This is a genomic window from Dorea amylophila, from assembly GCF_025567265.1.
Classification (GTDB): domain Bacteria; phylum Bacillota; class Clostridia; order Lachnospirales; family Lachnospiraceae; genus Dorea_A; species Dorea_A amylophila.
Window position 1 is genome coordinate 79,497 of the sequence record NZ_JAOQJW010000004.1, and the last position, 26,433, is coordinate 105,929.

The 26,433-nt window shown below is 41.9% G+C and carries 28 protein-coding genes, 1 tRNA gene and 1 pseudogene; 5 read left to right on the forward strand and 25 right to left on the reverse strand.

Translation table 11 applies throughout. The features are described from left to right. The 16 genes from OCV72_RS03215 to murB form a co-directional block, all read right to left on the reverse strand. Complete coding sequence (locus OCV72_RS03215; protein ID WP_055281878.1) at positions 1 to 1,173, reverse strand: THUMP domain-containing class I SAM-dependent RNA methyltransferase; 1,173 nt, start codon at positions 1,171 to 1,173, stop codon at positions 1 to 3. 223 nt (positions 1,174 to 1,396) lie between these two features. Then, entirely contained in the window at positions 1,397 to 1,618 is a 222-nt protein-coding gene (locus OCV72_RS03220; protein ID WP_055281880.1) for a hypothetical protein, read from the reverse strand. Positions 1,619 to 1,847: 229 nt separating this feature from the next. Next, entirely contained in the window at positions 1,848 to 2,327 is a 480-nt protein-coding gene (locus tag OCV72_RS03225) for a DUF1700 domain-containing protein (RefSeq protein WP_055281882.1), read from the reverse strand. A gap of 159 nt (positions 2,328 to 2,486) precedes the next feature. Further along, a complete protein-coding gene (locus tag OCV72_RS03230; protein ID WP_055281885.1) occupies positions 2,487 to 4,598 on the reverse strand; it encodes a glutamine synthetase III family protein in 2,112 nt (703 codons plus the stop codon). A gap of 196 nt (positions 4,599 to 4,794) precedes the next feature. Then, entirely contained in the window at positions 4,795 to 5,661 is an 867-nt protein-coding gene (gene fba, locus OCV72_RS03235) for a class II fructose-1,6-bisphosphate aldolase (RefSeq protein WP_055281887.1), read from the reverse strand. Positions 5,662 to 5,746: 85 nt separating this feature from the next. Beyond that, positions 5,747 to 6,556: an energy-coupling factor transporter transmembrane component T family protein gene (locus tag OCV72_RS03240; RefSeq protein WP_055281889.1), complete on the reverse strand. Its 810-nt coding sequence runs from the start codon at positions 6,554 to 6,556 to the stop codon at positions 5,747 to 5,749. Further along, positions 6,553 to 7,410 carry an energy-coupling factor transporter ATPase gene (locus OCV72_RS03245; RefSeq protein ID WP_055281891.1) on the reverse strand — a complete coding sequence of 286 codons (858 nt, stop codon included), beginning with the start codon at positions 7,408 to 7,410 and terminating at the stop codon, positions 6,553 to 6,555. Before OCV72_RS03245 ends, OCV72_RS03240 begins: the two co-directional genes overlap by 4 nt. Then, on the reverse strand, positions 7,397 to 8,275 hold the full coding sequence (locus OCV72_RS03250) for an energy-coupling factor transporter ATPase (RefSeq protein ID WP_055281893.1): 879 nt from the start codon (positions 8,273 to 8,275) through the stop codon (positions 7,397 to 7,399). The genes OCV72_RS03245 and OCV72_RS03250 overlap by 14 nt, the downstream gene beginning before the upstream one ends. Before the next feature lie 7 nt (positions 8,276 to 8,282). Beyond that, complete coding sequence (locus tag OCV72_RS03255; protein ID WP_055281895.1) at positions 8,283 to 8,843, reverse strand: CD3073 family putative ECF transporter S component; 561 nt, start codon at positions 8,841 to 8,843, stop codon at positions 8,283 to 8,285. A 27-nt stretch (positions 8,844 to 8,870) separates the two neighbouring features. Further along, positions 8,871 to 9,410, reverse strand: coding sequence for a CD3072 family TudS-related putative desulfidase (locus OCV72_RS03260; protein ID WP_055281898.1), 540 nt, complete (start codon positions 9,408 to 9,410; stop codon positions 8,871 to 8,873). A gap of 180 nt (positions 9,411 to 9,590) precedes the next feature. Then, a tRNA-Glu gene (locus OCV72_RS03265) sits at positions 9,591 to 9,662 on the reverse strand. Positions 9,663 to 9,764: 102 nt separating this feature from the next. Next, the gene (locus OCV72_RS03270; protein ID WP_055281900.1) at positions 9,765 to 10,676 is read right to left on the reverse strand and encodes a diacylglycerol/lipid kinase family protein; all 912 of its coding nucleotides are present in this window, start codon (positions 10,674 to 10,676) and stop codon (positions 9,765 to 9,767) included. 120 nt (positions 10,677 to 10,796) lie between these two features. Then, positions 10,797 to 11,048: an HPr family phosphocarrier protein gene (locus OCV72_RS03275; RefSeq protein WP_028086428.1), complete on the reverse strand. Its 252-nt coding sequence runs from the start codon at positions 11,046 to 11,048 to the stop codon at positions 10,797 to 10,799. After that, positions 11,041 to 11,946: a DNA-binding protein WhiA gene (gene whiA, locus OCV72_RS03280; RefSeq protein WP_055281903.1), complete on the reverse strand. Its 906-nt coding sequence runs from the start codon at positions 11,944 to 11,946 to the stop codon at positions 11,041 to 11,043. The genes OCV72_RS03275 and whiA overlap by 8 nt, the downstream gene beginning before the upstream one ends. Positions 11,947 to 11,954: 8 nt before the next feature. Beyond that, positions 11,955 to 12,836 carry an RNase adapter RapZ gene (gene rapZ / locus OCV72_RS03285; RefSeq protein WP_055281905.1) on the reverse strand — a complete coding sequence of 294 codons (882 nt, stop codon included), beginning with the start codon at positions 12,834 to 12,836 and terminating at the stop codon, positions 11,955 to 11,957. Between the two features lies 1 nt (position 12,837). After that, on the reverse strand, positions 12,838 to 13,749 hold the full coding sequence (murB, locus tag OCV72_RS03290; RefSeq protein WP_055281908.1) for a UDP-N-acetylmuramate dehydrogenase: 912 nt from the start codon (positions 13,747 to 13,749) through the stop codon (positions 12,838 to 12,840). Between the two features lie 206 nt (positions 13,750 to 13,955). On the opposite strand from murB, the gene OCV72_RS03295 reads away from it, so the two are divergent. Further along, positions 13,956 to 15,239: an HlyC/CorC family transporter gene (locus tag OCV72_RS03295; protein WP_055281910.1), complete on the forward strand. Its 1,284-nt coding sequence runs from the start codon at positions 13,956 to 13,958 to the stop codon at positions 15,237 to 15,239. Between the two features lie 14 nt (positions 15,240 to 15,253). Here OCV72_RS03295 and OCV72_RS03300 read toward each other — a convergent pair whose 3' ends face one another. The 4 genes from OCV72_RS03300 to OCV72_RS03315 all read right to left on the reverse strand — a co-directional run bounded on the left by OCV72_RS03300 (position 15,254) and on the right by OCV72_RS03315 (position 18,145). Continuing rightward, positions 15,254 to 15,955 carry a sigma-70 domain-containing protein gene (locus OCV72_RS03300; RefSeq protein ID WP_055281912.1) on the reverse strand — a complete coding sequence of 234 codons (702 nt, stop codon included), beginning with the start codon at positions 15,953 to 15,955 and terminating at the stop codon, positions 15,254 to 15,256. A 208-nt stretch (positions 15,956 to 16,163) separates the two neighbouring features. Further along, positions 16,164 to 16,421 carry a hypothetical protein gene (locus tag OCV72_RS03305; RefSeq protein ID WP_028086422.1) on the reverse strand — a complete coding sequence of 86 codons (258 nt, stop codon included), beginning with the start codon at positions 16,419 to 16,421 and terminating at the stop codon, positions 16,164 to 16,166. Between the two features lie 105 nt (positions 16,422 to 16,526). Next, complete coding sequence (locus OCV72_RS03310) at positions 16,527 to 17,309, reverse strand: N-acetylmuramoyl-L-alanine amidase (protein WP_055281914.1); 783 nt, start codon at positions 17,307 to 17,309, stop codon at positions 16,527 to 16,529. 143 nt (positions 17,310 to 17,452) lie between these two features. Further along, positions 17,453 to 18,145: a FadR/GntR family transcriptional regulator gene (locus tag OCV72_RS03315; protein WP_055281916.1), complete on the reverse strand. Its 693-nt coding sequence runs from the start codon at positions 18,143 to 18,145 to the stop codon at positions 17,453 to 17,455. A gap of 108 nt (positions 18,146 to 18,253) precedes the next feature. On the opposite strand from OCV72_RS03315, the pseudogene OCV72_RS16850 reads away from it, so the two are divergent. Further along, positions 18,254 to 18,364 (forward strand): annotated as a pseudogene (locus tag OCV72_RS16850) (RpiB/LacA/LacB family sugar-phosphate isomerase); the annotation flags it as partial. A 60-nt stretch (positions 18,365 to 18,424) separates the two neighbouring features. Here OCV72_RS16850 and rpiB read toward each other — a convergent pair. Then, positions 18,425 to 18,877 (reverse strand): ribose 5-phosphate isomerase B, encoded by a 453-nt coding sequence (gene rpiB / locus OCV72_RS03320; protein ID WP_055282014.1) that lies wholly within the window; start codon positions 18,875 to 18,877, stop codon positions 18,425 to 18,427. A gap of 105 nt (positions 18,878 to 18,982) precedes the next feature. On the opposite strand from rpiB, the gene OCV72_RS03325 reads away from it, so the two are divergent. Next, a complete protein-coding gene (locus OCV72_RS03325) occupies positions 18,983 to 19,774 on the forward strand; it encodes a Cof-type HAD-IIB family hydrolase (RefSeq protein WP_055281918.1) in 792 nt (263 codons plus the stop codon). A gap of 111 nt (positions 19,775 to 19,885) precedes the next feature. Here OCV72_RS03325 and OCV72_RS03330 read toward each other — a convergent pair whose 3' ends face one another. Both OCV72_RS03330 and xylB read right to left on the reverse strand, forming a co-directional pair. Next, positions 19,886 to 20,755 (reverse strand): D-psicose 3-epimerase, encoded by an 870-nt coding sequence (locus tag OCV72_RS03330; protein WP_055281920.1) that lies wholly within the window; start codon positions 20,753 to 20,755, stop codon positions 19,886 to 19,888. Positions 20,756 to 20,818: 63 nt separating this feature from the next. Next, positions 20,819 to 22,336 (reverse strand): xylulokinase, encoded by a 1,518-nt coding sequence (gene xylB, locus OCV72_RS03335; RefSeq protein WP_055281922.1) that lies wholly within the window; start codon positions 22,334 to 22,336, stop codon positions 20,819 to 20,821. A gap of 182 nt (positions 22,337 to 22,518) precedes the next feature. On the opposite strand from xylB, the gene OCV72_RS03340 reads away from it, so the two are divergent. Further along, entirely contained in the window at positions 22,519 to 23,274 is a 756-nt protein-coding gene (locus OCV72_RS03340) for a DeoR/GlpR family DNA-binding transcription regulator (protein ID WP_155515198.1), read from the forward strand. A 42-nt stretch (positions 23,275 to 23,316) separates the two neighbouring features. Continuing rightward, positions 23,317 to 23,997: a fructose-6-phosphate aldolase gene (locus tag OCV72_RS03345; RefSeq protein ID WP_055281924.1), complete on the forward strand. Its 681-nt coding sequence runs from the start codon at positions 23,317 to 23,319 to the stop codon at positions 23,995 to 23,997. An 82-nt stretch (positions 23,998 to 24,079) separates the two neighbouring features. On the opposite strand, the gene OCV72_RS03350 is transcribed toward OCV72_RS03345, so the two are convergent. Both OCV72_RS03350 and OCV72_RS03355 read right to left on the reverse strand, forming a co-directional pair. Further along, positions 24,080 to 25,579: a rhamnulokinase gene (locus tag OCV72_RS03350; RefSeq protein ID WP_055281926.1), complete on the reverse strand. Its 1,500-nt coding sequence runs from the start codon at positions 25,577 to 25,579 to the stop codon at positions 24,080 to 24,082. Positions 25,580 to 25,621: 42 nt separating this feature from the next. Continuing rightward, a complete protein-coding gene (locus OCV72_RS03355; RefSeq protein WP_055281928.1) occupies positions 25,622 to 26,299 on the reverse strand; it encodes a class II aldolase/adducin family protein in 678 nt (225 codons plus the stop codon). Positions 26,300 to 26,433 lie beyond the last annotated feature (134 nt).

Below are 26,433 nucleotides of genomic sequence, written 5' to 3' on the forward strand. Positions count from 1 at the left end.
TTATTTCTTCTCCTGTCTGTCCGACGGACGTCCGGCCTTTGGCGGCTTTGGTCCTAAGAACTGGTAAAAATATGTCTTTAACATTCCGTTATAAATCTTACGGTTACGATCGGCTTTCCGTCCGAAATAGCGTTCTGCATCTTCATAAGATGTAATCATATACGCAGACCAGGAATCCAGATTCTTAAAGCTCTCTCCGAATGCCTTATATAATGCCGGCAGATCCTTCTTATCTTCCAGCCTTTCTCCATACGGCGGATTCGTAATGATGAATCCATATTTCTTTGGATGACTTAAATCTTTCACATCTCTTTCCTGGAAATGGATCAGATGATCGACACCCGCCTCTCTCGCATTACGTCTCGCGATCTTGATCACAGATCCGTCTACATCATATCCCTGGATATCAACTTCGATATCATCGTTAATCAGTTCATTCGCTTCATTTACCGTCTCATACCAGAGCTTCTTCGGGATCAAGTTCGTCCATTCTTCTGCCGTAAAGGAACGATTCATCCCCGGTGCGATATTCGCTGCGATCATTGCTGCTTCTATCGGAAATGTACCACTTCCGCAGAACGGATCTACCAGAATTCTGTCCTTATGCCATGGAGTCAGCATGATCAGTGCTGCTGCCAGTGTCTCTGTGATCGGTGCTTTTCCTGATACTTCACGGTATCCTCTTTTATGCAGAGATACACCGGATGTATCGATTCCAACCGTCACAACATCCTTTTTCAGGAAGACACGGACCGGATATGCTGCTCCGTCTTCCGCAAACCATTCTACCTGGTACTTCTGCTGCATTCTTCTTACCATCGCTTTTTTCATCACTGACTGGATATCCGACGGGCTGAATAATTTACTCTTTACAGATGCCGCTTTTGCAACCCAGAATTTTCCATTTTCCGGGATATAATTTTCCCAGTCCAACGCTCTGGTATTCTCAAATAATTCTTCATAGCTTGTTGCTTTAAAGCTGCCTACTTTTAGAAGAACTCTCTCCGCTGTTCTGAGAAATATATTCGCACGGCAGATTGCCTCTGCGTCTCCCCAGAAACCGACCCTTCCGTCTTCTACTTCCGAGATATCATATCCCAGATCCAGTATCTCTCGTTTTAATACCGCTTCCAGCCCAAAATGACAGGGAGCGATCAATTCCATTTTTTTCATTCAATTCTCCATTATCTGCTCTATTCATGCAGTACAACTGCATTCCATCTATTATTTTCTACTTACTTATCTTACTGATAACCGCCTCTCTTTGTCAACCCATTTCACATATAGAACCTCCCGGTTCTCCACCCGGTCTCCTGTTTTTGGAAATTCGTTACACATACATGGTGGCAAAAAAGCAGGACGCACTTTCGTACATCCTGCCCGGAAACTCTTTTTTCTAGTAGCTGCTGTTCTCATTTCCATAATTGTATGAATTCTTATCTTTTGCATCTTTGTCATATGCATTTTTGTTGTTTGCATTCTTGTCTGTTACATTTCTGTCCGATGCATTCTTTCCATATGCATTCTTGTTCGATGTGTTTCTGGATGCATTTCTGTTCGATGTGTTCTTGTCCGCCTCGTTATGACAGTTTTCTGATGAATTGTAATTTTTAGCCATTTTGAATTCCTCCTAATCACTTTTTGTTACGTGATTAGTATGTCCTGACATTTTCCAATTATGCATCCCGGCACATATTAAGATTTTTTTAATATTTTTCTTGATTTTTATTTTTTACTATATTATACTGTTGGTGTAGAAAGGACACTTTCTACAACCCCTTATTAATTATTTATACTCCCCTCAAAAGACCGATGGCTCCCCCATCGGTCTTTTACTTATTATCTATTCACCTTCTCCTACCGTTAATCAGCTTAATAATCAGACACACGATCAGAAGCGGTACGAATATCGGTGCAAGCAGACTGATAATTCCTCCGACCACCGCTGCAACCAATACAACAATTCCTATAATTCCAAGGATCAGAACCAGTTTCTTCCACCAGGTATCAAGTCCAAAGACGTGTGTGCCCCTGTACCCGGATTCGCTGCCATAGTCCTGTTCATAAGAATTCTCTCTTCGTCTTCCCGGCTCATAGCTGTCATATGATTCCTGTGTGTTTCCTTTCATTTCTTCCGAAGTAATAATATTCTTCGCAATTGCCCATGGATCCCCCAGTTCTTCGATCACATCAGACTCTCTGCGTCCTTTCCGCACTTCTTCCGTAATATAATCGTTGTAATAATTCACATTCTCCTGTATTACACTTCCCGAAAGGTCATTGACAAGTGCTTTTTTTAATTTATCTAAAAATTCTCTTTTCGTCATGATTGCCCTCCTTGCAGGATTTTAACATACTTTGGTATTCAAAAACCCTGAACTTAGAATATCACAATCATGTGTCCATTCCAAGTCCAGGGTTCTTAAATTTTTCTAATGTATTTCTAAAATATTTTCTTCGTCTAACAGATAATCTTCCATCTCTGATTATACTTCAAAGATAAGATCTCCATAAGAAGGCATTGGCCATGCTTCTTTGTCAACGATCATCTCCAGTGTGTCAACCGGAGTACGAAGTGCTTCCATTGCAGGTACAACATCGAAGTGGTAGAATCTTGCCTGATCTTCTCCCTCTTCCATAGCTGCTGCCTGATCTGTGACAACTTTCAATGCTTCCAGCGCTTTCTTAGACTCTGCTAATAATCCGGATACTTCTGTCAGAAGTTCTGCCTGAACAGATGCATCTGCGCCGGCTTCTTTTACTGCAACTACTGTATCTGCAAGTTCTTTCGTATATTTAATAATTGCAGGAATAATCTGTTTGCTTGCCATATCGATCATAGTACGTGCTTCAATATTGATTGCCTTTGCATAGCTTTCAAATTTGATCTCTGCACGGGATTCCAGCTCAGCTTTTGTAAATACTTTGAATTTTTCAAACATATTGATAGCCTTGTCTGTAGTCAGGGCAGGTATTGCTTCTACCATAGATCTGATATTTGGAAGTCCACGTCTTTCAGCTTCCTCTACCCATGCATCTGAGTATCCATTACCGTCGAATACCACTCTCTGATGCTCTGTTGCATATTTCTTGATCAGGTCATGAACTGCTTCATCAAAGTTATCTGCTTTTTCAAGGACATCACAAGCCTCTGAGAATGCTTCTGCAACGATTGTATTCAGTACTACGTTTGGTCCTGAAATAGAATCACGGGAACCTACCATACGGAATTCGAATTTGTTGCCTGTGAATGCAAATGGTGATGTTCTGTTACGGTCTGTTGCATCTTTTGCAAGATCCGGAAGTGTATCAACTCCTGTCTGAAGCTTTCCGCCTTTCAGACTATGTGTAGCTTCGCCTGTGCTGATCAGCTGTTCCAGTACATCTTCTAACTGTTCTCCGAGGAATACAGAGATAATTGCCGGTGGTGCCTCGTTAGCTCCGAGTCTATGATCATTACCAGGATCTGCTGCAGATTCACGAAGAAGATCTGCGTGTCTGTCAACTGCTTTCAGGATACAGGTAAGTACCAGTAAGAACTGAATATTTTCATGTGGTGTTTTGCCTGGCTCTAACAGGTTCTTTCCGTCGTCTGTTGTAAGAGACCAGTTATCATGTTTACCGGAACCATTAACTCCTGCGAACGGTTTCTCATGGAGTAAACACTTCATACCATGCTGGCATGCAACTCTCTTCAGTGTCTGCATGATAATATGGTTGTGATCCAGCGCTACATTACACTCTGCATAGATTGGTGCAAGTTCATGCTGTGCAGGTGCAACTTCGTTATGCTGTGTCTTAGATGTAACACCGACTTTCCAGAGTTCTTCATTGACATCTTTCATAAATCCTGCGATTCTCTGACGGATGGTTCCGAAATAATGATCATCTAACTCCTGCCCTTTTGGAGGCATTGCTCCGAACAGTGTACGTCCTGTATAGATCAGGTCTTTTCTCTGTAAGAATTTTTCAGCATCTACAAGGAAATATTCCTGCTCCGGTCCTACGGAAGGTGTTACTTTCTTAGATGTTGTATTTCCAAACAATCTTAACAGTCTCAGTGACTGCTCATTGATTGCCTGCATAGAACGAAGAAGTGGAGTCTTCTGGTCAAGTGCCTCTCCTTTGTATGAACAGAATGCTGTAGGGATGCAAAGTGTTGCTCCTGCTGCATCATGTCTTACAAATGCCGGTGATGTACAATCCCATGCTGTATATCCTCTTGCTTCGAACGTTGCACGAAGTCCGCCTGATGGGAATGATGATGCATCCGGTTCTCCTTTGATCAGTTCTTTTCCCGAAAAACTCATCAGTACTTTTCCATTCGGAAGAGGTGCTGAAATAAATGAATCATGTTTTTCAGCAGTTACACCTGTCAGAGGCTGGAACCAATGAGTATAGTGTGTAGCCCCCTTCTCAATTGCCCATTCTTTCATCTCATGTGCAATTACATCTGCTGTAGCAAGGTCTAATTCCTTACCTTCTTCAATTGTTTTCTTCAGATCCTTATAGACTTTTTTCGGAAGACGTTCCTGCATTACAGTATCATTGAACACGTCTTCGCCAAATATCTTGGCTACATTAATTGCTTCACTCATGTCTCTTCGTTTCCTTTCTCATTGTTATTTATAGTATAAGTTTCACACTATGGTATGCATATAATCTTCTTATACACTTTCTGTGCATACCATAGTATGAAAAAAGGCACTCCAACTTTCGTTGGAACGCCTTTGTTCTTCCTATGCCAGTTAGTATAACTCAACCAGTCAAAAAAGGCAAGTGAAAATTTACTGATTATTCAGCTTTTCCTACTGAACCGAACAATTCCATCTTCTCTTTAACTGTTGCCTGGATAGCTTCAGCACCTGGTTTCAGGAGTTTACGAGGATCGTATCCTTTTCCTTCCAGATCTTTTCCTGCTTCAATATATTTACGTGTAGCATCAGCAAATGACAGCTGGCACTCTGTGTTTACGTTGATCTTTGCAACACCGAGACTGATTGCTTTCTTGATCATATCTTCCGGAATTCCTGTACCTCCGTGAAGAACTAATGGCATATCGCCAGTCAGTTTCTGGATAGCATCCAGAGTCTCAAAGCTTAATCCTTCCCAGTTTGCAGGATATTTTCCGTGGATATTACCGATACCTGCTGCAAGCATATCAACACCAAGGTCAGCAATCATCTTACATTCATTAGGATCAGCACATTCACCTTTACCGATAACTCCGTCTTCTTCTCCACCGATAGATCCTACTTCAGCTTCGATAGACATTCCTTTTTCTCTGCAAATAGCAATCAGTTCTTTTGTCTTTGCCACATTCTCTTCGATTGGATATTTAGATCCATCGAACATGATTGAAGAGAATCCTGCATCGATACATTTTTTACATCCTTCGTATGTTCCGTGGTCAAGGTGTAATGCAACCGGAACTGTGATGTTAAGTTCTTCCATCATAGCTTTAACCATAGCTGCTACAGTCTTGAATCCGGTCATGTATTTTCCGGCACCCTCAGATACACCTAAGATAACTGGTGACTTTAACTCTTCTGCTGTAAGAAGAATAGATTTTGTCCACTCTAAGTTATTGATGTTAAACTGTCCTACTGCGTAGTGACCTGCTACTGCCTTATCGAGCATTTCTTTTGCTGATACTAACATATGTTATTCCTCCAATTCTTACTGCCATAAGCATCTCTGTTTCTTTATGACAAATTTGTTTCACTTGCATTATATATCATAACTTCTAAAAAGACAAGGAACTTATCCTTGCAATTATGAAAACACTAATATATATCAAAATCGCAAGGTATCCCACCCTGTCTTCTTTTTTATATACCAATGGATACATTCTTGAAGTTTTTCCGCTTCCTGTATACCCCCGGGCTTCCATTGCCATTGCCAGATCCGATGACCTTCGTACCGTCAGCAGAAACAATGGAAGCAATAACGTCATGACACCTTTACATTTTTCCAGTATATTGCCATCTTCAAATTTTGCGCCTCTGGCTGCCTGTGCATCCATCAAAACATTTAATTCTTCTAACATGATGGGAATGAATCTGAACGCTATCATCACAATGACCGCCATTTCATGCACAGGAATCCCTGTTTTTTCCAATCCGGAAAACGCTTTTTCCAAACCATCCGCAAGTTCTTTCGGAGTTGAAGTATAAGAAAGGAGAGATGCACCCGAAATCATCAGGGCAATCCTTGCTGTCATCTGTACTGCCTTTAATATTCCTTGTTTTGTTATCGTAAATATCCAGACCTGTATAAGCGGATCGCCCGGCGTGTACAACATACGGAATAGGAACGTAAAGCAGAGCAAAAGCAGAATTCCCCGCAATCCTTTCAACAAATATCCAAATGGAACTCCCGCGGCCTTATAAAGGACAAGCATTACTATCAGACATCCGATATACCAGCAGACATTTTTCACAAGGAACAGCGAAATAATATATACCAGAACTCCCATCAATTTTGTTCTCGGATCCATCCGGTGAATCACAGATTCCGAATCATAATATCTTCCAATCGTAATATCCCGAATCATAATGGTTTCTCCTCTTTCAAAATCTCTGCCAGCATCTTTTCTGCTTCTTCCACACTGATTGCCGGCCGTGGCAAAGGCACGCCTTCTTTTATCAGCGAATAGGTCAAATGTGTGATCTGCGGAATTCCAATGTTCATTTCTTCCAGTTCTTCCACTCTGGAATATACTTCTTCCGGAGTGCCATCCATCGCGATCTTTCCTTTATACATCACCCATACACGGTTAGCAAATTGCGCTACATCTTCCATATGGTGTGATACCAGTACAATTGCGTTATTTCGTTTCTCTCTTATCCTGCATAACAGCTCAAATATTTCATGTTTCGTCTCAGGATCAAGCCCTGCTGCCGGTTCGTCCAGCACCAGTATTTCCGGCTGCATCGCTAATACACCTGCAATTGCAGCACATCTTTTCTGTCCTCCCGAAAGCTCCATCGGACTCATCTGATAATACTCTTCCGGAATCCCTACCAGTTCCAGGCTTTCCTTTGCTAACTTTCCGGCCTCTTCTTCACTCATTCCCAGATTCAGCGGACCATACATCACATCTTTCAAAATTGTCCTGCCAAACAACTGTTGTTCGGGATATTGAAATACAAGTCCGACTTTTTTTCTCAATTCTGAAAGCGGATATTTTTTACTGTATATATTTTTACCTTTAAAAAAGATTTCTCCCGATTCTGCCTTCAGCAGACCATTCAGATGCTTAATCAATGTTGTCTTTCCTGATCCCGATGCACCGATCAGTCCTATAAAATCGTGCTCTCTGATTTCAAACGAAACATCTGCCAGGACATCTGTCTTCCCTTTTGCCGGATCCTGATAAGAAAATGTGATATGTTTACCTTGCAGCATCTTTCCAGCCTCCGCATTTACTTCTATATAGTTCTGTAATTTTTCTGATCATTTCCTGTTCATGTAAAACCGGTTCATCCAATCCAATCTTCTGCTTTTTCAGCCGCATACCCAATTCTACAACCGGCGGAATATCCATTTTCGCTCTTTTTAACAGGCTGCGGTCTGCAAATATTTTCTTTGGAATATCATCTCCGATTATTTTTCCATCCTTCATCAATATAATACGATCCGCATCTACGACTTCATCCGTATGATGTGTGATCAGGATAATCGTCATTCCCTCTTTTTGATTCAATTCTTTCACAATATTTATTACTTCTTTTCTTGAAGAGGGATCCAGCATAGCTGTCGGTTCATCCAACACCAGACATTCCGGGAGTCCTGCCAGCGCATCCGCCGTTGCTAGTCTCTGTTTCTGCCCGCCCGATAATTTGGAAGGCGGAGTTTTTCTCTTCTCCCACAACTTTACTTTCCGCAAAACATCTTCTACAATTCTTCTTATTTTTTCCGGCTCTACATTTTTATTCTCCGGACCAAATGCAACATCTTCTTCTACACTGGTGCCAACAATCTGATTGTCCGGGTTCTGAAACACCATACCAACCCGGCTTCTGATTTCATAAAGCCTTTCTTTTGCCTGTGTATTCTTTCCGTCAATCCATACTGTCCCTTCATCCGGAAGCAGTAATACATTCAAATGCCGGGCTAATGTAGACTTACCGGAACCATTCGGCCCTAAAATTGCCACAAACTGACCAGACGGAATATCTAATGATATTCCGTCCAACACTGTCTTCTCACTTTTTGTATTTTCATCTTTCCATATTGTATAGTTATGTACCAGATTTTCAATCTTTATCATATGAGATTTATGCCTCTTTCTTAAAATTATCCAAAAATCTCATCGGCATTGCCTTAATGAGCAGATATCCGATAACACATGTTCCGATCTTATCGATCAAGTTTGATGCAACATTTCTAAGGAAGGAAGCCTGAAAAATTGTTTTTCCACCCTGCACCAGTGACATCACCAGCATATCCGAAACTGATCCATTCAGTCCTCCATATACATAGATTCCGATTGGTGTTCCGATCGCCGGGCAGATAAAACTAAGTGCAACACCTGTAATTATTGCCGGAACGATTCCGAATTTCCATTTTTTTGCCACAAGACCTACGATCAGACCGACTGCCATATTTACCAGACAGAATGGGATATCCGACACGCTATAGATCAGTCCTGTAATAATATTGCTCAATGCTCCTACGATGATACCCGGTACCGGACCAAGAATCGCCGCAGAAAGTACGGTTCCAAGTGTATCCAGATATAACGGGATACCCAGTGCCGATGTGATAATTCCAAGTACAATGTTCATTGCTACTGCAACACCACAAAAAGTTGTTACATAGACTTTTCTGTTTTTCATTTTGTTCTCCTCTCTTCTCTCCAACCATTAGTTTTTCAGCAGCTGTAATGCTTCCTGCATCGTCATAATAGGAATCTTCATATTTTTTTTACGAAGTTCTTCTTCCAGTACTTCCATATATACACCCGGTTTTTCTGTCATTTTCAGAGACTTCTGAATGTCCTGTATTCTTTTTTCATCCGTTCCAATCTCACCCTTCCATTCTCCTTCGCAGGTAAGATGATATCCACAGTTCGGACTGCCTTCTACTGAAACAATCCCCAAAATGCGGAATTTTTCCACATGCTGCGCATATTCTTGCAACTGAAATAAAACCGGTTCAAGAATCTGCCGGCATTGTTCAATATAAAATGGATGTTGAAACTGATTCTTTACATGCCCCCATCTCTGAGACCCATACATGATAAACTCTGGACAGGGCATTTGAAATAACTGTACATCTTTTTTTAAAACAAGCTGCAGCAACTCTTCCCGGATCTTATATTCTCCGGCCAGTTCCGCTTCATCCTGTTCTACCTTTGCCGCATGATTCAAAATGCAATGAGATACTATCAAAAGATCTTTCATAATTCCTATTCCTTTCCGACTTCTTCCATAGTATCATTTATTATCTGCTTATTGAAATTGTTTTTCTTTATATAAAAGATTGCTTATAGATTATATCTATGAAATTAATAATGGACTTTTAACAGACTTGTTTTGAACACTTTGATAAAAAAAATCTGCAGAAGAATCTGCAGATCTCAGTGACTCCGAGGGGAATCGAACCCCTGATTCCAGCGTGAGAGGCTAGCGTCTTGACCGCTTGACCACGGAGCCATTCGTTTGGTACTTGCCTAGTATAGCAAGGATTTTGCAAAAAGGCAAGTACTTTTTTTAATTTTTTTAAATTTCTCAGTTTTTTCTACAATTCAGGGATTTTTAATCTTCTTCATGCGTTCCCGGAACCATGATCTGAAGCTCTTTATTCAGGTTCTCGACCACAACTTCATCGTGTTCGCCGCCGAATTCCCCATCCAGCGTCCATGGTATCTCCTCTATAGATTCGAACATGATCCGTCCACTCTTGAACGTATACATATACTTGGAATCCATCTGCTCAATCATCAATGCAGCGATGATTTCCTGCAATTCGATCGGATTCTTAGGTGTCTTGATCAATGTCACTTCAAAAACCCCGTCATCGAATCCGACCTGTTTTCCGATCAGATTACGGAACCCACCGACGGATCTGGAATTTGTAACCATTCCATATACGAATTCATCTTCGATCACTTCATCATCATGTGTCACCTTCACCTTATATGAAGGAATATTGAACAGACGTTTCGCACCTTCCAGCACATATGCCAGATGTCCCAGAACATTCTTCATAGACTGTTTTGTCTGGTAAGATACATCTGTAAACAGTCCGAATGCCGCAATATAGACAAAAATATCATCATTAAATCTTCCGGCATCACAGGCAAATACTTCCCCATTTACTGCATTGTCTGCCGCCTCCAGTAATCCTCTCGGAATATGAAGGCTGCTTGCGAAGTCATTTGTTGTACCGGTCGGAATATATCCGATCGGCTCTCGCTTATCCCTGTCGCGTTTCATCATACCGGTTACGACCTCGTCAAGCGTTCCGTCTCCTCCGCTGCACACGATCAGATCGTATTCACTGGAATCATATTTCTTAATTTTCTTATACGCATCACGATACGCCTGCGTCGGATATGCCACAACCTCATAGCCGGCTTTCACAAAGATATCAATCACATCTGCAAGCTTCGGTTTTAAAAGTTCTTTTCCCGCATGTGGATTGTAGATAAAAAGCAAACGCTTCATAAAATATGCATCCTCCCTTATCTTTCATATAATTCTTAATTTAATAATGAAGAGGCTATTGTAACTCTCATCACAACGGCCCCTTTATCTCACATCATCCGGATATTCCCTGTATTATTGTTATGCACCTAAAAATGTTGCCACGCCACTTACGGCTGCATCTTCATCCTGACCGTCTGCTACAATTGTAACATCTTCGCCTTTCTGAAGTTTCAGACTCATCATTCCCATAATACTCTTTGCGTTAATCTTTTTACTTCCCATCACAATATATACCTGGCTCGCATACTGGCTTGCTTCCTGTACGAGATGAGCCACCGGACGGTCTTCCATGTCCATATTATTCTGAATGGTAACAGGCTTTCTAATCATAACGACTTGCTCCTCCTTGCTGTTCCCTTAACTGTTGTGCGATTTCACTTAACTTCCTGAGCCTGTGATTCACCCCTGATTTTCCCAGAGGATTCGCCATTAGCTGACCAAGCTCTTTCAAAGCCGCTTCCGGGTATGCCAGACGCGTAAGGGCAACGTCTCTTAATCCCTCCGGCAGCTTCTCAAAACCGATCTGATCTCTGATATATGTAATATCCTCCATCTGCCTTACTGCAGCAGATACGGTTTTATTAATATTAGCTGTCTCACAGTTTACTTTCCGGTTCACAGAATTACGCATCTCTTTCATGATACGGACATTCTCTAGTTCCATCAAAGCCACGTGGGCTTCCATCACATTCAGTATATCTACAATCTGTGAGCCTTCCTTAAGATAAACTACATATGTTCTTTTACGCTGTACAATCTTCGCATCTACATCGAAACTGTTCATCATGTCCCGCAGATGCTCTGCCTGACGCATATCGTTACAGACAATTTCAAAATGATAAGACTTGCTTGGATCACTCATAGACCCCGATGCTATAAATGCTCCCCTGATATATGCTCTCTTACAACAGACTGCCTGTACGATCGTGTCACGGATCGCCATTAGTTCTTCACCTTTTGCATAAATGTAATAACTGTAATTATCTTTTCCTGCATTTCTGCGGACTACGATATCATTCTTTATATTAAACGTTTTTTCCAACAATGTAAAGCATTTTCTTGCGACCCCGAGATTTTCCGTATGTACTTTAAGACAGCACACTCCTTTGTATCCCGATCCAAATGCTCCGCACATATGAACAATTGCAGACAATTCCGCAATATCACAGTGTCTTGCTCTGGCATAATGTTCCAATAATTCTTCTTTTACTTTTCCCGAGAATGACATCTGACTTTCTACCTCGCTTTGGTGACAGCATCCTTTCCAATATCACGGTGTTCGATACGGATACCATAATTATCATTCTTACTCAATGCTTCATATAATTCATTCGCCAACGTTACCGACCGGTGCTTTCCGCCTGTACATCCGATCCCGATCACCAGCTGTGTCTTACCTTCCTGTACATAATTCGGAATCAGGAATTCCACCATATCCGTCAGTTTTGCAAGGAACATTCTTGCCTTGTCATTATCCATGACATACTCCCGGACTTCTTTGTCATTCCCGCTTTTCGGACGCAGTTCATCAATATAATACGGATTAGGAAGAAAACGTACATCAAATACAAGGTCTGCATCTGCCGGTATTCCATATTTGAATCCAAATGACAATACGGATATATACAGATTCTTATATTCTTTATTTTCCACAAAAATCTTTGACAGTTCTGCACGCAACTCTCTTGTCAGCATATGACTGCTGTCAATCAGATAATCTGCACGCTCTCTTAAAAATTTCAGCCGTTTTCTTTCTTCTTTAATTCCTTCTTCCACTCTCCCGTCTTTTCCGGATAAGGGATGAAATCGTCTTGTCTCTTTATATCTTTTGATCAGTACATCATCACTGGATTCCAGATACAGGATCTCAAATCTTGTTCCTGACCGGTCCAGCTCTTTTAATATCTTCTTCAGTTCATAAAAATTCTGTCCACTCCGGATATCTACTCCAAGAGCAGCCTTGTTGATCTCCGTCCCCGGCACGCTTAACAGTTCTGCCATCTTCGGAATCAGCGGTACCGGAAGATTGTCCACACAAAAATACCCCATATCTTCCAGCATCTTAAGCGCTGTACTTTTTCCAGCCCCGGACATTCCGGTAACGATCACACATCTCATCTTAGAACACTCCCAGTCTCTTTACTTCCGGCTCCAGCCGTACTCCTGACATTTCATACACCTTATCAGACACCTGGTTCATCAGGTTCATCACATCTGCTGCTGTTGCCTGATCCTTATTCACTACAAATCCACAATGTTTTTCAGACACCTGCGCTCCTCCGACCTGAAATCCACGAAGTCCTGCATCCTGTATCAGCTTTCCCGCGAAATATCCCTCCGGGCGTTTGAATGTACTTCCTGCACTCGGATATTCCAACGGCTGCTTTGTAATTCTTTTTTCCTTCAGGTCATCCATAACGGCTTTGATCTCTTCTTTTTTTCCATTCTCAAGTCTGATCACCGCACTTAATACAATATAGTCTTTTTTTGCGATCACACTGGTACGGTATCCGAGTTCCAGTTCATCTTTTGTCAACGTTTTTACATCCCCGTCACGGGTAAGAACGGTTACCGTTTCCAGTACATCCTTCATCTCCCCGCCATATGCTCCGGCATTCATCACACACGCTCCTCCGAGTGTTCCCGGAATTCCTGCCGCAAATTCAAAACCTGTAAGTTCTGCTTCCATTGCACGGTTAGCAATCATAGAAAGCAATGCGCCCGCCTGTGCGTGAATCTCATTTTCTGTAATTTCTACCTGATTCATCTGTTTATATATCTGGATGATCACTCCTTCATATCCCTGATCGGATACCAGAAGATTACTTCCATTTCCTACTATATAATAAGGAACATTTTCCTGTGTGCACACCTCGATTACTTTTGCAACTTCTTCTTCCGTCTCTGGTGTCACAAAATAGCTTGCCGGACCTCCCACACGGAATGTTGTGTGAATCTTCATCGGTTCATCCTTTTTTACCTGTTCCACTTTTAAAATACTCAATAATTTCTTTCCTATTTCCTGATTCATTCTTGTCTCCACCTTTTTTGTCAGGTTGTTCTTCTTCCAACCGCTACTATATCATACAGAATTTTCAGTTCATAAAATTCCTGCCCTCAGACAGTACTTACATCTTACACTAAACGCCCGGTAAATTCAACGTACACTTGCAAATTTGCCTCAAATGCGGTATATTAGTGCCAAGTATTTATTTTTTAAAGGAGTGAATTATACAATTGGACACGAGTGTCGCGATACAACTCATTATTCTATTGATTTTATTGATTCTTTCAGGATTTTTTTCATCTGCGGAGACAGCTTTAACAACGGTAAACCGAATGCGTATCCGTGGTCTTGCCGACGAAGGCAGCAAGCGGGCAAAAACCGTTATGCGTATTACCGATGATACCAGCAAGATGCTGAGTGCAATCCTGATCGGTAATAATGTGGTGAATCTTTCCGCCGCTTCCCTTACTACCACCCTGGCTTACAATCTTGGCGGGTCTATGGTGGCAGTGGCAAGTGCAGTTCTGTCTGTACTGATCATTCTCTTCGGAGAGATCACACCAAAGACCATGGCTACACTGCATGCGGAAAAGATGTCTCTTCGTTATGCTCCGGCCATAAATCTGTACATCAAAGTCATGACACCATTTGTATTTATCATCAATACGCTGTCGGATATCATTCTCCGCATTCTTCACATCGATCCGAATGCCGGAAATAAACAGATGACAGAATCCGAACTCCGTACGATCGTAGATGTCAGCCACGAAAGCGGTGTTATCGAATCTGACGAAAAAGAGATGATCTATAACGTATTCGATCTTGGCGATGCGAAAGCGAAAGATGTTATGGTACCAAGAGTTCATGTTACGTTCGCCGATGTAAATGCCACCTACGAAGAATTGATCGACATTTTCCGCGAGGACAAATTCACACGTCTTCCGATTTTTGAAGATACAACGGACAATGTTGTCGGTACGATCAATATGAAAGATCTTCTCTTATATGACAAAGAAAAAGAGTTTCATATCCGCGACTTTATGCGCGAGGCCTATTTCACTTACGAATATAAGAATATTTCCGAATTACTTGTGGAGATGCGCCAGGCTTCTTTTAACATTGCCATCGTTCTGGATGAATACGGCGAAACTTCCGGACTAATCACATTAGAGGATATCCTGGAAGAAATCGTCGGAGAAATTCATGATGAATATGACGAAAACGAAGAAGACTTTATCAAACAGGTTGGTGAACGCGATTATATCGTAGAAGGTTCCACGAATCTGGATGACTTAAATGACAGGCTCGATCTTGATCTGACCTCAGAAGAGTATGATTCCGTCGGTGGATTCATTATCGAGCATCTGGACCGGCTTCCTGAGATTGGCGACGGCGTCACCACCGAAGACGACATCCATCTGGTTGTAGAAAAATTAGACAAAAACAGAATTGAAAGTGTACATTTATATCTGCCGGAACCAAAACCGGAAGATGAAGAAGGAGACGAGGATTAATCCCCGTCTCCTTTTTATTCTTCATCTTTCACTTCTTCTCCGGCAAGTTTCAGAATATCTTCGATCTCATCCTCGCTGATTCCAAGTCTGTCTGCAACTTCATCCACGCTGACTTTACGTCCGTATTCTTCTTTCATACTCTTAATCGTCTCATCAAGTTCTGTAACTTTCTCAACCATCTTATGATCTCTTCTCTTTACTTCTGTCTGCGACTCCAACGATGCCAGCATTCCGGCACGTACCTGTTTCAGAATCTCTTCTTCATCTTTTTCCTTCCGGATCTCTTTTAATGCCAGCATCAGTACAATGTTTCCTTCCTGGATCATATCACCGATAAACACTTCCGGATGATGCAGTCTCACCGCTTCTTCTACCACTTTCGGAAGATAATATGCCATGCGCACCTCTTCCGGTGTCTCTTCATTCATATCGCCAAGACTTCGCAGATATTCTTCTACGTATTTCTGTTCGTCCGGGCTTAATGGCTGTTGTTCTTCATTTTCCGCTTCTTTTACCGTACCTCCGGCCTGTTTATAACCGATCACCGCCATCTTCATCGATAACAGGTAATCACAGACCAGATTCATCTGTTCTTGCGAAAGTCCATCCTCTTCAAAATACTTTTCCACTTCATCTACGGTAATCTTTCCATTCTGATCTTCTGCAAGCGCAAGTACTCCCGCAAGCTTTTCTTTAAACTGTAATCTATCTGCCATTTTATTCCTCCATCTTTTTATTACTTTTATTCATACATACACATTTTATTGTTGTCTTAACACTCCCAAAGCAATTCCATAATATTATGAAATGATCCTCGTGTCAATTGCTATACCATCCGCCATCATATCCTCCTGTATATTCCGGAACTAAAAAAGGACTTGTTCTACACTGTTTTGTAAAACAAGTCCCTTTTTAATTTATCTTCTATTCCATGGAGTGGTGTTTGTATAACCCGTACAGATATAAGCTGCCCCCGACCAATCCTACGATCAATCCTCCGTAGATTCCTGCACACATGAGATTTTCCAAATTACCCGTGATAGAAAATCCCAAAAATTTGCAGATCAGCATTCCTGCTCCCATCGTTGCTGCCATCCATCCAATCATATTGATTACCAGAAAGGCACTGACAGCCCCTTCTATTGTAAATTCTTTATTCAACATATTCCACAGATATCTCATCTCTAAACGCCTCCCGTTTTTTGAATCTTTACTCTTATCTCTTTTTCTGATTCAAGTATAGAAAGGCTATGTTAAATAAAATACCCCGGCAATGAAAAATCTATGTTAAATCTTCCCCTGCACGATCAAAGTCTGATATCCTGCCCGCTTCAGACGGCGCTCCATCTGTACCGCATCATTTAAATTATCAAATTCTCCTACATAGACTCTGTAATACGGACCGGACCGGTCAATGTACACCGGATACTCCTGCTCCAGAAGTTCATTCTGCAGCCGGTTCGCATAGCGTTGATTCCGGAACAAACCCACCTGCACCCGGTACACTGGAACTTTTTCTTCTTTGATCAGCCCATTACTTTCCAATGTGTCCAGAATCCCATCTGCAATTGCCTGTGCGATATCTTCAAAGTTATCATCAAACAGACGGTTATCTGTGTCCGAATTCAGGAATCCGGCTTCTACCAGTATCGCCGGCATTTTTGTACGTTTCAGAACCACCAGATCCGGTCTTGCTTTCACGCCCAGATTCACGAAGCCTACACCTTCGAGCTGCTCATTGATATCCTGTGCCATCTTGTATTTGAGTCCCGACAGATCATAGATCAGACTTTCAACTCCTTCCACCTCATTATCGGCAGGAAATGAATTCCGGTGAATTGAAATAAAGAGATCTACTCCTGCATTATTTGCCTTCATTGCTTTCTCATAAGGGGTTTCATAGACATCCGTTGTCCGTGTATATCTCACATCCAGTCCTCTTTCAGACAGGATCTCTCCGATTGCCAGCACCAGTCTCAGATTGTCATCCTTTTCCTGTCTTCCTTTATAGACTGCTCCCGGATCTTTTGTACCGCCGTGTCCGGCATCCAACATGATCGAATATGCCATAGCTATGTTCCTTTCTTATCATCTTTTATAAAATCAGGGGACCCTTCATTTCTGCCTCTTTACAGGCAAAAAATATAGCAGACAGGAACCAATCCCATCTGCTATAAAATATGAAACATTACGCCAAATGTTCTTCTGTTTTTCTATCTTTCCCGTTCTTCCAAAATCTCATTGATCAACGTAAAATGATGTTCCAAAGCCTCCAGGCCTTTTGCTTTATTTTTCTCTTTCAACCCTTCTATCAGCTTTTTATGACATTCATTCAACAAATTCTTTCTCTCTTCCGTACGCAAAATTTCCGCACGCATATCGTGAATAAATGAATCGATCACACCGGAACATGCCTCCAGAAAATCCTGCACCAGTATATTGCCCGACGCCTGTGCGAGCGTATAATGCAGTTTCTTATCCAGTTCTGCATTCTTTACATCATCCTGACTCCGATCCAGTTCCTTTACTGCTTTCTCCATTTCTTCTATCTGACCATCTGTTGCATTCTCTATTGCAAGCGAAAAGGCCAGACATTCCAACGCCTGGCGTATCTGACTGATCTGCCTGTAGTCTATCTGATCCATAGCAAACATCATCGTCATCGTCTCCGCAAGACTTTTCTGGAATTCGCAGGTAATATAATTTCCCGATCCCTGCTGCGAAGAAATTACTCCTGTCATATCCATGATACGGATTGCCTCCCGCACTGAATTACGGCTTACATTCAACCGTTCTGCGATATCCCGCTCCGGCGGCAGTTTCTCCCCCGGACGAAGTTCTCCATCCAAAATCTTCTTTTTAAAGTAATCAATTACACCTTTATAAGCCTTCTGCTGTCTCTCCATCACATTCCTCTTTCATTATATAATGACACTATCTCTTAATAAGTAAGTTTACACTATCTGTTTATATTGTCAAGCACACAGCCATTTCCTTTTTCAAAATAATCCTAATTAAGAGAAGAATTAACAGATGCTTTCCTTACGAACGAATTTGTTCCTGGATGCTCTTCACAGTCAAAGGTAGATGCTTTCAGAGACTATGAAGCATCTCATCAGAAATAAATGACAAAAGGCAGTACACAGATCATCACTCCGTGTACTGCCTTTTTATATTTTTTAGTTTTACAAATTATGATTTCTTTTTTCCACATCCATGATCATGTCCACTCTCGCGGCATGTCTTCCGCCTTCAAACTTCGCGTTCAGCCATTCATCAACGATACATTTCGCTGTTTCAATACCGATCACACGTGCTCCGAATGCAATTATATTCGCATCGTTGTGTTCTTTCGCCATTCTTGCTGTATATGGATCGCTGCATACTACTGCACGGATACCATTTACTTTATTCGCTGCAAGCGAGATCCCTGCACCGGTTCCGCAGATTGCAATCCCCTGCTCTACTTCACCGCTTGCCACCGCATTACCAATCTTTTCACCATACTCTGGATAATTGCAGCTTTCATAAGTATCTGTTCCATAATTCACAACTTCATATCCCAGGCTTTTCAGATATTCTACAATCTCATTTTTCATGTCTACTGCCGAATGATCGTTTGCAATCCCTATCTTCATATCCTTGTTCCTACCTTTGTCTTTCATATTTTACTCATTTATATTATAATTAGTAGCGAAATAAATATCAATGTTTTCAGAAATGTTTTATCTAAGGAGTTATTTATGGTTAAATTAATCGCCAGTGACCTCGACGGCACATTACTTCAAAACGGCGCACGTGATGTAAATCCCATCGTTTTCGACCAGATCCGTACATTAAAAGAACAAGGAATCCTGTTCGCAGCAGCCAGCGGACGCCAGTATCTGAACCTGCGCAGGCTATTCACTCCGGTTCAGGATGATATCGCATACATAGCCGAAAACGGTTCTCTTTGCATATACAACGAAGAGACTATTTCCAAAGGGATCATCGAACACGACCTTGCTTACCGTATCCTGGATGAAGTTGCCAGATATCCACAATACAATTGCATTATCTCCGGCGAACGTGTCTGCTACAGCACCTCGAAAAATCCGGAATTCTATAATCACATGGTAAATGTCATCAAGAATCATATGAAATTCATTGATGATCCAAAAAGCGAGATTCCGGAACCGATCCTTAAGATTGCGGTCTGCGATTACAACGGAACCGATGCATGTGAAAAGCATTTAAAAGAAATGTTTTCTTCCGACATTAAAGTGGTTACTTCCGGTAACCTCTGGGTAGATTTTATCTGTCCGACAGCCAACAAAGGAAGTGCACTGAAAAATCTGCTCGATCATCTGCATATCGATGCAAAGGACTGTGTTGTATTCGGTGATCAGTACAACGATGTTGAAATGCTCAAGACCGCCGGCACAAGCTATGCTATGGCTAATGCCGCCCCTGGGATCGATAAATATGCAACCCATGTTACGGATTCTGTTGAGAAAGTTTTGCAGCAGATTATTGATGAATTGCCTGCGGTATAACACAAAAAAATCTTCCAGCTGCTTCTCTTGCATGTCAGAGTCTAAAAAACCGATGGAAATAGCTGTTATCAGCTACTCCATCGGTTTTCTCACTTATTTTTTAACACCAGATTATTTCCAATCCAACATATATCTCTGGAACTCAACTGATCGTTTTGCATCTGCATCAAGTTCTGCTTCACTTGCCCCACGACTGATATCTCTCCAGATCTTAATATCCGATCCAACCTGACCACCCATACGTACAAACGGTTCCATAACTACATTCCCGTCATATTTAATATCCTGTAATGCATCACCGATTTCTCTCCAAGGCATACGTCCTTTTCCCGGTACCATACGGTTACATTCGCCTGTATGCAGGTGTCCCAGAAGATTTCCTGCATGGCGGATTGCGTCTCCGATACTCACCTCTTCAATATTCATGTGGAATGTATCAAGCATAACTTTCACATTATCTTTATCTACTTCTTTTACAAATTCCACACCTTCTTCCGATGTATTCAAAATGTGCGTCTCAAATCTGTTAATAACTTCCATTCCAAGATCAATTCCATATGGTTTTGCAGCATCAGCAAGTTCCCGTACACCCTCTACACTGTATTTCCAGTCTTCCGGTTTATTTACCGTTGAAAAATCAACCGGCCAGTAAGAATAAAGTGCACCTCCAAGCCAGTGCATATCCAATTCACCCATTACATCAAACGTCCGCTTATACCAGTCAAGCGCCTCTGCTTTGATCTTCGGATCAGAGGATCCCATATTATGATTAAATGTCGGACCATATCCGCCTGTCAGAATAATACCATTATCATCCGCACATTTTCTTAATTCTTTGATCTCTGTCTGAGAATAATCTGCAATCGGACCTACACCGATTTCCAGAATATCAAATCCAAGTCTGGCTACTTTTTCCACATAATATTTGTAATCAGCAGCCCATTCACTTTCCCAATAAGCGTAATAAATTCCATGTTTCATGTTGTATATCCTCCTTTTCTTTGTATGTCTTTATATACATCTTACATACTTTCCGTTTCTGTTCTATTCTTCTGCAGACATTTTGTAATAATCCAACAGACACTCATATCCTTTTTCAAACAATTTTTTCTGATGATCATATACCGGCTTATATTCTTCACGCGGAACAAATGTCTTTTCCCGTTTCACAAACTGATCTACAACAGAAAAATCTTTAAACACACCTACACCGATACCTGCAATAACCGCTGCTGCCACGGAAGTTGCAGTCTCCACCTGATCCAGCCGGTGCAGGCGTACACCCAGCACATCTGCCAGTATCTGAGACAACGTATCTCCTTTGGCTCCTCCTCCGGTAAGTACCAGATCCTGGATCTCTCCGTTCTCCCTCTGCTTTTCAAGGATTATACCCAGATTCATGGCTACCCCTTCCAGTACGGCACGGATATAATCACACTTTTCATGCTCCATCCGGATTCCGAGAAAACTTCCCGATGCATCCGGATTCCATCTCGGACTTCTCTCCCCCACAAGATATGGAAGGAATACAAGTCCTTTCGCTCCCGCCGGCGACTGTTCTACCAGACGGTTCATGACATCATAGATAGATACCCCCTCTTTTTCTGCGGTCACTTCTTCCTCTCCACACATTGCATGGCGGATATAAGAATAAGAGCTTCCTGCTGCCTGCATGGTACCACAAGGCATATATTTTCCCGGTATTACATGCCCAAAACAGATTAATGTGCGGTCTTTGTCCAGGAATACTTCATCTGAAGTTCCTGCGATCCATGCCGAGGTGCCATACGACAGGAACATCTGCCCATTCTCCGTACTTCCGGCTCCCAGTGCAGAACATGGTCCGTCTCCCCCTCCGCATACTACCTTTGTATTCACGGCAAGTCCCAATTCTTCCGCTGCATGAGCAGTCAAATTACCAATCACATCCGTCGATGCATGTAATTCAGGCATCTTATCTGCCGGAATTTCTGCAGCACTCAGCACTTCTTCCGACCATTCCATTCCTTTAAGGTCGAATGCATCCGTTCCGGAAGCTTCCGAATAATCCGTAACAAATTTTCCTGTCAGTCTGCAGATAATATAATCTTTTGCCAGCAGCATCTTATATGTATTCTGATACACTTCCGCTTCATGATCCCTGATCCACATCAGCTTCTCGATACTGTAGCTTGCACTCGGACGATGTCCGTTAATCTCGTACATTCGGTCCGCTCCTACTTTTTCGGTCAGTTTCTCCATCTGTTCTCCGGATCTCTGATCCGCCCAAATCATAACCGGACGCAGCGCATTTCCTTTTTCATCTACCACAACACACGCCTGCATCTGCGACGAAAAGGAAATTCCAAGAACTGCTTCGGGTTCTATGTCCTTAACAATTTCCTTTGTTGACCTGCAGATTGCTTCCCACCAGTCTTCCGTCTCCTGTTCTGCATAATTATTATGAAAATAATGCGTTTTGTAAGATGCCGTATAGCTTTTTACCAGCTTTCCCTCTATTGAAAATAAGGATGCTTTGTCTCCCGATGTTCCAAGATCATGTGCGATTAAATATTTATCCATTTCACCGCTCTCCTTCTCCTATTTTCCTCTTTCTCTGTCTATTACTATACCACATAGTCATCTCCTTGTAAATATTTTGAAACTTTTTATCTTTCGTACGTAACTTCAATTATTGACTTATGTTACTTTCAGTGATAATATAACAACTGTAGAAATCACATAACTTAAAGGAGGTGTGCATTTTGACATCAAAAGAACGACATACCGCATTACTTGAATATATGACGGAACATGGCAAGACCGAAGTATCTACACTTGCAGAATATCTGCATACATCTAAAGTAACAATCCGCAAGGATTTAGACACGCTGTCCGGACGCGGAATCTTAAAAAGAGAGCGCGGTTATGCTGTACTAAAAGATCCCGGGGATATCAATTACCGTATGGCCTTTCATTATGACAACAAGCAGAAGATTGCACAGTCTGCCGCATCACTTGTAAAGGACGGCGAGACGTTGATCATTGAATCTGGTTCGACTTGCGCACTTTTCGCAGAAGAACTTGCCAAAACAAAACAGAACATTACGATTATTACCAATTCCGTATATCTTGCCGATTACGTTGCTGACTATAGCAATATCCAGATCATTCTTTTGGGCGGTACTTTACAGCCAAAAGGCAGATCCCTGGTCGGTCCTCTTACCAAACAAGCTATTAAAGCGTTTCATGTAGATAAAATATTTACCGGAACCGATGGCTTTTCCAAAGAGTTCGGATTCACCGGAGAAGATCTGACACGTACTGATACTGTACGTGAAATGACAAACTCTGCAGATCACACCTACATTCTTGCCGATTCTGCAAAATTTCGTCAATCCGGAGCTGTTGCTTATCTACGGTTTCAGGATGTTTATCAGCTCATTACCGATGCCGGCATTTCCGAAGAGGAAAAATCTTTTCTCTCCGAAAAGGGAATCCGGATACTGGTTGCACAGTAATCACTTATTTATTTCATATTATTAATTTTCAGGAGGTTTCTTATGAAATATTTATTAGACACAGCTAATCTTGATGCAATTCGTTACTATACAGACATTTTCCCAATCGCCGGTGTTACATCAAATCCATCGATTGTAAAAAAAGAAGGAAAGATTGATTTCTTTGCGCATATGAACGAGATCCGTTCTATCATCGGAATGGACAAGACTCTGCATATTCAGGTTACGGCACTGGACACTGACGGAATGCTCCGTGATGCAGAGACGATCCTTAACAAAGTAGACGATCAGGTATGCGTCAAAGTTCCTGTTACATTAGAAGGTATCAAAGCGATCAAAACTCTCAAAAAACAGGACGTTAATGTAACCGCTACCGCAATCTACAGCAAACAGCAGGGATTCCTTGCCATGGAAGCAGGAGCTGATTATATCGCACCATACTTTAACAGGATGGAAAATATGGGAATCGATCCGGATGATGTCATTGCTTCTTTTGCAGAAATGATAGGACTTTACGGATATCACACACAGATTCTTGGCGCAAGCTTTAAGAATGCAGGCCAGGTTGACCGCGCTTTCCTTGCCGGTGCACAGACAGCAACCATGGATCCTTCCATCTTATCAGCTGCACTGACACAGGCTCATATTCTGAAAGCCGTAGATAATTTTGATGCTGACTGGAAATCTGTATATGGTGATGTAACCATCTCGGAACTCCAGTAAGTAATACATATCCCTCCCCTGGGATAGCAAAACTCTGGAGAAGATTTGAACAATCTCTTCTCCGGAGTTTTTATTATGTTTTTTATTCTAATCCTTCTTCCTGTCTTTTTGTCACCTGACAGTAACGTGCATATGCCTGACTCCACTCTTCTGTATTCTGCGGTTCATAATAACAGGTCGCCTCAGAACGTTCAATGATCTCTCTTGCTTCTTTGATATCTTTGATCTGGCCAAGTGCGATCATCTGTACTGCAATATTTCCAAATGCAGTAGCTTCTACTGGTCCTGCAGCTACGCGGCAGCCGGTTGCATTAGCCGTCATCTGGCAGAGCAGTTTACTCTGGATTCCTCCACCGATCATATGGATCGTGTCATACTTCTTATTCAGGCAATACTGTATCTTATCCAGTTCCCTTCTGTATTTCATTGCAAGACTCTGATTGATGCAGCATACGATCTCGCCCGGCGTCTCCGGTACTGTCTGACCCGTCTGTTTACAATATTCACGAATCCTGCGCGGCATATTGCCAGATGATACAAATTCTTCTGCATTGGCATCCACAAAGTTCTGGAATAATTCCACTTCTTTTGCCTGTGTCTCCAGCTCTCCGAAGCTATATTCATTGCCTTCCCGAATCCATTGCCTTCTGCTTTCCTGCACCATCCAAAGACCGGTCAGATTCTTAAGGAAATTAATCTTTCCTCCATAACCGCCTTCATTCGATACATTCATCTCAAGTGATTTTTCTCCAATAACCGGCTCATCCAGTTCTGTGCCATACAGACTCCATGTACCACAACTGATAAAGATAAAATCTTTTTCCTGCGTTGGGACTGCTGCCGATGCACTCTGTGTATCATGAGAGGCTACAGCTATAACCTTCATCGAATTCACGCCAAGTTCTTCACAGATTTCTTTTTTCAGAGGACCGACGATACTTCCACTTGCGATCAGCTCCGGGAATAATTCTTTCTTCAGTCCGATCCGTTCTATCACTTCTTCCGACCACTCTCTTTTCCGGATATCCAGGAGTGAGGACGTTGTTGCCATCGTATACTCTGCTTTCTTTTCTCCTGTCAGGAAATAGTTAAAAAGATCCGGTGTAAAGAGGAATTTATTCGCTCTTTCTAACATCCATGGGCGATTTTCTTTCAATGCATTTAACTGAAAGATTGTATTGAAGTAGTTAAATTCATTTCCTGTTATATTATAAAGTTCTGATTTCGGGATCTTCGTAAATACTTTTCTGTCCATTCCGCGTGTCCGCTCATCACGATAATGTACGGCATTTTCCAGAAGTGCACCATGTTCATCGATCAGTCCAAAATCCACGCCCCATGTATCAATCCCCATACTGTCGATGGTTCCATATTTTTTCGCTTTGACAATTCCCTGCTTGATCTCAAAGAACTGCCGGAGTGTATCCCAGTACATCGTTCCGTTTACGATAACAGGATCATTCGAAAAGCGGTGGATCTCTTTCATCTCTATTTTCCCATCTTTCAGGGCGCCGAGAATTGCCCTTCCACTGGAAGCACCAAAATCAAATGCCAGAACATAATGTGTATTCTGATTTTCCATCCTGTACGCTCCTTTCTTTCCCGTTTTTCAGCTCTTTTGTGATTATTTTTTCAGTTTGTCGGCAGGATGTCTTCCTGTCAGTCCATACTGGCTTCTCATAGAATAAAGTCTCAGTACCTGTTCTTCCGGAAGTTCTTTCGGGCCGCCAAGCATTTTTGCCTGATACAGAAGTCTTGCATAGAACTCCAGTGATTCCATCTTAAAATACGCATTCATCAGGGAATCGGAATAGGTCAAAGCTCCATGGTTTTCCAGAAGTACTGCATCATAATAATCCAGATATTCTGCAACTGCATCCGGAATCTCGTCTGTAGAAGGTGTTCCGTATTTTGCAAGCGGTACTTCTCCAAGTGACAGTACTGCTTCCGGCATGATCTTCTCTGTCAGACCCATTCCACAACATGCGAATGATGTTGCATACATCGGATGTGCATGTACAACAGATTTTACATCTGGTCTTTCTTTATAAACACGCATATGCATCTTAATTTCCGAAGAGGGACGGAATCCTTCATTAGCCTCTAATACATTCGCATTCTCATCTACTTTACAGATGAATTCCGGTGTCATGAACCCTTTACTTACACCTGTTGGTGTGCATAAGAATTCGTGATCGTTTAATTTTACGGAAAAGTTTCCATCATTAGCCGCCACCATGCCTTTGTTATATACGCGTCTGCCCACTTCACACATCTGTTCCTTGATTTCTAATTCTGTCATCTTTTTTCCTCCTTGATCTCTTAGATTCTTTTACAATCTGACTGCCGCCTGATTGATATAATACATTGCTGCTCCGATCGCGATCACATTCTCTCCATCTTCACAGACTTTTACATAATCCTTTGCACTTTCTT

Coding starts and splice junctions, on each gene's coding strand:
- OCV72_RS03225 (WP_055281882.1), bottom strand. CDS start 2,327: ATGACGAAAAGAGAATTTTTAGATAAATTAAAAAAAGCACTTGTCAAT.
- OCV72_RS03355 (WP_055281928.1), bottom strand. CDS start 26,299: ATGACAGAATTAGAAATCAAGGAACAGATGTGTGAAGTGGGCAGACGC.
- OCV72_RS03275 (WP_028086428.1), bottom strand. CDS start 11,048: ATGATTAGAAAGCCTGTTACCATTCAGAATAATATGGACATGGAAGAC.
- OCV72_RS03250 (WP_055281893.1), bottom strand. CDS start 8,275: ATGATAAAGATTGAAAATCTGGTACATAACTATACAATATGGAAAGAT.
- OCV72_RS03220 (WP_055281880.1), bottom strand. CDS start 1,618: ATGGCTAAAAATTACAATTCATCAGAAAACTGTCATAACGAGGCGGAC.
- OCV72_RS03305 (WP_028086422.1), bottom strand. CDS start 16,421: ATGAGATATCTGTGGAATATGTTGAATAAAGAATTTACAATAGAAGGG.
- OCV72_RS03300 (WP_055281912.1), bottom strand. CDS start 15,955: ATGGCAGATAGATTACAGTTTAAAGAAAAGCTTGCGGGAGTACTTGCG.
- OCV72_RS03345 (WP_055281924.1), top strand. CDS start 23,317: ATGAAATATTTATTAGACACAGCTAATCTTGATGCAATTCGTTACTAT.
- OCV72_RS03270 (WP_055281900.1), bottom strand. CDS start 10,676: ATGAAGCGTTTGCTTTTTATCTACAATCCACATGCGGGAAAAGAACTT.
- OCV72_RS03315 (WP_055281916.1), bottom strand. CDS start 18,145: ATGGAGAGACAGCAGAAGGCTTATAAAGGTGTAATTGATTACTTTAAA.
- OCV72_RS03330 (WP_055281920.1), bottom strand. CDS start 20,755: ATGAAACATGGAATTTATTACGCTTATTGGGAAAGTGAATGGGCTGCT.
- rpiB (WP_055282014.1), bottom strand. CDS start 18,877: ATGAAGATAGGGATTGCAAACGATCATTCGGCAGTAGACATGAAAAAT.
- OCV72_RS03245 (WP_055281891.1), bottom strand. CDS start 7,410: ATGCTGCAAGGTAAACATATCACATTTTCTTATCAGGATCCGGCAAAA.
- OCV72_RS03215 (WP_055281878.1), bottom strand. CDS start 1,173: ATGAAAAAAATGGAATTGATCGCTCCCTGTCATTTTGGGCTGGAAGCG.
- OCV72_RS03310 (WP_055281914.1), bottom strand. CDS start 17,309: ATGGCATATTCGATCATGTTGGATGCCGGACACGGCGGTACAAAAGAT.
- xylB (WP_055281922.1), bottom strand. CDS start 22,336: ATGGATAAATATTTAATCGCACATGATCTTGGAACATCGGGAGACAAA.
- whiA (WP_055281903.1), bottom strand. CDS start 11,946: ATGTCATTCTCGGGAAAAGTAAAAGAAGAATTATTGGAACATTATGCC.
- OCV72_RS03230 (WP_055281885.1), bottom strand. CDS start 4,598: ATGAGTGAAGCAATTAATGTAGCCAAGATATTTGGCGAAGACGTGTTC.
- OCV72_RS03325 (WP_055281918.1), top strand. CDS start 18,983: ATGGTTAAATTAATCGCCAGTGACCTCGACGGCACATTACTTCAAAAC.
- OCV72_RS03240 (WP_055281889.1), bottom strand. CDS start 6,556: ATGATTCGGGATATTACGATTGGAAGATATTATGATTCGGAATCTGTG.
- fba (WP_055281887.1), bottom strand. CDS start 5,661: ATGTTAGTATCAGCAAAAGAAATGCTCGATAAGGCAGTAGCAGGTCAC.
- OCV72_RS03255 (WP_055281895.1), bottom strand. CDS start 8,843: ATGAAAAACAGAAAAGTCTATGTAACAACTTTTTGTGGTGTTGCAGTA.
- OCV72_RS03350 (WP_055281926.1), bottom strand. CDS start 25,579: ATGGAAAATCAGAATACACATTATGTTCTGGCATTTGATTTTGGTGCT.
- OCV72_RS03260 (WP_055281898.1), bottom strand. CDS start 9,410: ATGAAAGATCTTTTGATAGTATCTCATTGCATTTTGAATCATGCGGCA.
- murB (WP_055281908.1), bottom strand. CDS start 13,749: ATGAATCAGGAAATAGGAAAGAAATTATTGAGTATTTTAAAAGTGGAA.
- rapZ (WP_055281905.1), bottom strand. CDS start 12,836: ATGAGATGTGTGATCGTTACCGGAATGTCCGGGGCTGGAAAAAGTACA.